Here is a 4,604-nt window from a genome sequence, read left to right as displayed (position 1 = left end):
GCGTAATTTTCTCCGTGATGATACCACGAATCAACATTACGAGCACACCAGCCAGAAAATAACGTACGGCCATTTCACTGGTAGGCAGTCCCAGTTGAGCGATACCATTAGCAATACCAAGCCACACAAATAGTTCAGCTGGATTAGCATTAGGAAACAGTCCGGTTATTGGATGGGCAAAGGAAATACATGAATCCATAAATGCCGGTTTGTATTTTTCCGGCAGGAAGCGTCCCATTGTATATGCCATAGGATTTCCTAAAAAGAACATTGAAATTACATTAAATACGGTATAACGCAAAATTACATTTTTGCTTGTCAGCTGTGCCAGCTTACTGATTCTTTCCTGTCCCATAATATGAATAAATGCATTGATGGCAGTAATTAATGCTATCAATGTCGGCAACATTCCTGTTACCATACCGACAAAACTTTTACCTCCCTCTTGAAATAAACCGATAAATCCCGCTGCCAGAACTCCCAGCTCCTGCATAATTCCCATCTTATTTCCTCCTTAATATAATAAATAATATTTTATAAATAACTGAAGTTTGTAAGATTTCCTGGATTAAATTCTGCTAATATTTATAGTACAAAAGATATAAATTATTTGAATTTTTTGCAACTTTAATTTATTTATATAGAGTTACCGCACGAATAGCATTGACTTTATAAATGTGCAACCTGTTAGGCTATATGATTTTCTATTTCGCATGTTTATAAATGAAAATGCCTAAGTGTGGCAACCCCATATCAACATTAATAAGTTTTTATAGGCCAGTTCTTCAATAGATAATCTTCTGCTTCCGCATTCCAAAGATTATTATATTTTTGACAAATTTCTGCGAGTTTTGCGAAAAAAGGATTATCTTTTCCCTTTTCAGCGAAACTATCTATTGCGGTTAGTTCCATTTTTATCTGTGGATAGGATAATTTTTTTCCACCGGGAAGGTGAGGCAGGTTTATTGTTGTGTCTATAATACCGTTTATACCACAGATATGAGTTACCATAACCGCCGGATTGATGCGTTTTTGTTCAGAAAGGGACAGGGATTCAAGCATATCTGAAGTATATCCGCCAGAAGTTCCCATCATATGAGCTGAGTTATAATGAATATTATAGAAATTTATGTTTGCACTCAGATTTGTATTAATAGGGCCGGAGAAAAAATTCAGACAACCGTCGTAACTTAAAAGTTTATCTGCCTGTTCGATGACTTCAGCTATCGGTGCCAGCACAAATATATCATCAAATCCATGACTATCAGTCAGCGAACGCAAAAAAGTGATGGGGTCATTATGGGCTGCTGTATTGATAAAATATAATTTAATACCTTTTTTTGCAGCTGATTTTATCGGAAATATTTGTGAAGCGCGTTCTAATCTTTGAGCATTTATATCTGTGACAACAAGTATTTTGGGACATACATCGCTGTGTAGCGCGTAGTCTATGGCACCCATACCCATGGGACCGGCTCCTGCCAGAATTGCCAAAGTACCATTCTTTTTTGTGCCCATTACATGTTTATATTCTCCTGCAGTGTTATGATAAGCTGCATGGAAAGCACCTATAATACAACTCATTGGCTCTGATAAAGATGCTTCATAATAAGCCGTCCCTTTATATGATAGGAGACTATTCGCATATATAACCTCAGATGGTATGACTGCATATGTGCAGGCTCCGCCGCAATTTTCATAACAGTAACCTACAGTGTAATTTTGTCCTTTATACGTAAGGGCCGGTTGTAAAGAAAATTTATCTCCTACGCAGTATTTATGCTGCCATTTACTACCTACTTCAACAATGTCTCCAGCTGTTTCGTGTCCTACTATAACGGGATGCTTGTCAATTCCTTCAGGAACACGCTTGTGCTCTGAACCTTGTTTTGATTCCTTGTATGTTGACATGCAGATACTGTCAGAGATAACTTTTACAAGAATCTCATCGTCTTTTATTTCCGGCAGGGAAAATTTTTCTAATCTTAAATCATTTTTTCCATACATTCTTACCGCAGTAGTAATCATTTTAATTTCTCCTCATATACAAAGCTTTGCAGATATGTATCATTAACTTGCAAAACTTATTATGTTATGTGTTTTTCTAAAAAACTAATATCTGTAAAATGTTTCAAATGGCTGCTTTCCCTTTTGAACCGAATAAATTTATACGGTCTTGGACAATTTTGCTTATTGCGGCAGTCATTGGGGCAAACATCTTATCTGGAAGAGGATCAGGTCTTTGATTGTCAGCTGATGCAATAGTGATTCCCTTTTTTAAAGCAATTCGTAAATCTGAATAAATATTTATTTTGGTTATACCATTGTTTATAGCTTCTTTTAATTCTGCTTCTGGTGTACCTGAGCCACCATGTAAAACCAATGGTACTTTGCTGATTGCAGATATTTCTTTCAACCGTTCAATATTTAGTTTAGGTTCTGAAACATATATACCATGTGCTGTACCTATTGAAACCGCTAATGCATCAATATTTGTTTCATTGACAAATGTTTCCACTTCCTGAGGTTCAGTGAGTTGTACAGCATGATCATCATCACAGCCTGACAATTCTTTTCCTGCTACGTGACCCAATTCAGCTTCTACTGTAGCGTTATATTTTTGAGCCATTTTAACTACTTGTTGAGTGTTTTTGACGTTTTGGTCGAACGGTAATGCTGAACCATCGTACATAACAGAGGTAAAACCATTTTTCAAGGCACGCTCAATTATTGCAAAATTTGTTGCATGGTCAAGATGCAGTACAATAGGAACATTATAAGTGGGGGCAACGGCCTTTATGAGACCGGCTATATAATCCATGCCACGTTCTTTAAGATCATATTCAAGCGCCATTAGTATTATCGGTGAGTCCATATTAACAGCTGAATCTAAAATGGTTTTAACAAAAATATCTGATACACAATCAAATGCCGCAACAGCATATTTATCTTCGACGGCTTTTTTTAAAATTTTATTCATATTTACCAACATAGATGGTACCTCCTCATTAGGGCAGTAGTAGAATAGTAATAAAAAAAGGTACCAAAGCACAGAAAAACTTCTGCACTATGATACCGAATTCAATACACAATTCAATATAAAAATATTTTGTTATGGAAATGAAAAGCCACCCGGGTAACTTCTTATTTCTGTTACAGTATAAAAGTTATTTTTTCATTTGTCAATAATAAATATGAAAATACTGAATAAATAAATAAATTATTATAATACTATATTAATATAGATTAAATTACAGTTTGTTAAAAGGATTGTTCCATAAATTTTGCCGGCTTGTCATGATACCGTCAAATCCATTATCATATAATTTGTGTATTAGTTCCACATCGGTAATAAAGCCACTGGCAATAATTTTCCCTGAATATTGTTTTTTAATTTTTTCTATATTACTGAGTGCACAAACTGCGGGTTTCACTTCGATCATATTTGGTTTAATATTAGCTATTAGTTTGAGTGTGGATTCCAACGCCAATGAATCTATTAAGGGTACTTTAAGAATTGTTTCTATTCCTGCAGCCTTAGCTTTTCCTGCATAAATTTGATTACTTTCAATGACGGCATCTACTTTATACATGTTTTTTAACATCTCAAAAGCAATAGTATCATTACCAAGGCCGCCGACCAATTCATGATTGACAATTACATGTTTGCCGGCACCGTGACACAACACAGTGAGTTCTTTTAGATTGCCGATGTGTGTAATAGTACTTAAAAGAATGGTGTTTTCAGAAATTGACAGGGCCTTTTTGAGATCTTTCATGTTACGTACGGAAGGAATGATAGAAAAAGTTCTTTTCATTTAATACAATCCTTTCACTTGATATATAATAATTGCTGTTTAATATGTTTTCACATTGGTAAAAATCATTTGTATTATATATAATCATAAGTATAATTGTCAATTACAGAATCAAAATTAAAAAAACATCAAGACGTTTAGCCCTGATGTTTTATGTGTTGTGTTTTATTAAATTATCATCGTATGCCAAAGGGATGACGACCAAACAAATTTCTGAATGGTAGCTCCTATAGATACCCAAACTCCGTAGTCTTCCGAAGTATAGCGATGTCACTGACAAAATTCTGCCCCAGATTGAAGAGTGGCAGTGTCGACCACTTGCCGGCGTCTATCCTATTATCCTTATTGACGCCATTCATTTTTCGGTACGTCACGACAGTATTGTCAGCAAGTTGGCTGCATATGTTGTGCTCGGCATCAATGAGGATGGCTACAAAGAAGTACTCACCCTTGAAGTCGGTGAAAATGAAAACAGTAAATACTGGATGGGTGTTCTGAACGGTCTTAGCGTGCAGGATATTCTTATCCTCTGCTCGGACGGACTCACAGGGCTTAAGGAAGCGATTGCTGCAGCCTTCCCAAAAACAGAGCACCAGCGCTGTATTGTGCATATGGTACGTAATACCCTTAAATATGTAGCCAATAAGGACATGAAGAATTTTGCCAGAGATCTTCGGACGATCTATACCGCTCCTGACGAAAAAACTGCTGTCAGACGGTTAGAGGAAGTAGATAAGAAATGGACGTCCCAGTATCCAGCAGCCATGAAACGGTGGCATGATCACT

Annotated in this window: 4 protein-coding genes and 1 pseudogene; 1 reads left to right on the top strand and 4 read right to left on the bottom strand. The window is 36.2% G+C overall.

Annotated elements, in window-relative coordinates:
- From srlA to I6751_RS10835, 4 genes are all read right to left on the bottom strand, one after another.
- Window positions 1–493: PTS glucitol/sorbitol transporter subunit IIC (srlA, locus tag I6751_RS10850; RefSeq protein WP_196590765.1), on the bottom strand; the 493-nt coding region annotated here is incomplete at its 3' end.
- A 266-nt stretch (window positions 494–759) separates the two neighbouring features.
- Window positions 760–2,028, bottom strand: coding sequence for a zinc-binding dehydrogenase (locus I6751_RS10845; protein ID WP_196590763.1), 1,269 nt, complete (start codon window positions 2,026–2,028; stop codon window positions 760–762).
- Window positions 2,029–2,131: 103 nt separating this feature from the next.
- Window positions 2,132–2,992 carry a class II fructose-bisphosphate aldolase gene (locus I6751_RS10840; protein WP_196590764.1) on the bottom strand — a complete coding sequence of 287 codons (861 nt, stop codon included), beginning with the start codon at window positions 2,990–2,992 and terminating at the stop codon, window positions 2,132–2,134.
- Window positions 2,993–3,251: 259 nt separating this feature from the next.
- On the bottom strand, window positions 3,252–3,818 hold the full coding sequence (locus I6751_RS10835) for a glycerol-3-phosphate responsive antiterminator (RefSeq protein WP_182185704.1): 567 nt from the start codon (window positions 3,816–3,818) through the stop codon (window positions 3,252–3,254).
- A gap of 263 nt (window positions 3,819–4,081) precedes the next feature.
- Between I6751_RS10835 and I6751_RS10830 the strand changes: the two are divergent.
- Window positions 4,082–4,604: pseudogene (locus tag I6751_RS10830) on the top strand (IS256 family transposase); the annotation flags it as partial.

Origin of the sequence: Pectinatus frisingensis, from assembly GCF_015732285.1 — a bacterium.
GTDB classification, from domain to species: Bacteria; Bacillota; Negativicutes; order Selenomonadales; family Selenomonadaceae; genus Pectinatus; species Pectinatus frisingensis.
Note: the sequence above shows the minus strand (reverse complement) of the source record. Positions and strands in the feature narration are given on the sequence as shown.

Coding starts and splice junctions, on each gene's coding strand:
- I6751_RS10845 (WP_196590763.1), bottom strand. CDS start 2,028: ATGATTACTACTGCGGTAAGAATGTATGGAAAAAATGATTTAAGATTA.
- I6751_RS10840 (WP_196590764.1), bottom strand. CDS start 2,992: ATGTTGGTAAATATGAATAAAATTTTAAAAAAAGCCGTCGAAGATAAA.
- I6751_RS10835 (WP_182185704.1), bottom strand. CDS start 3,818: ATGAAAAGAACTTTTTCTATCATTCCTTCCGTACGTAACATGAAAGAT.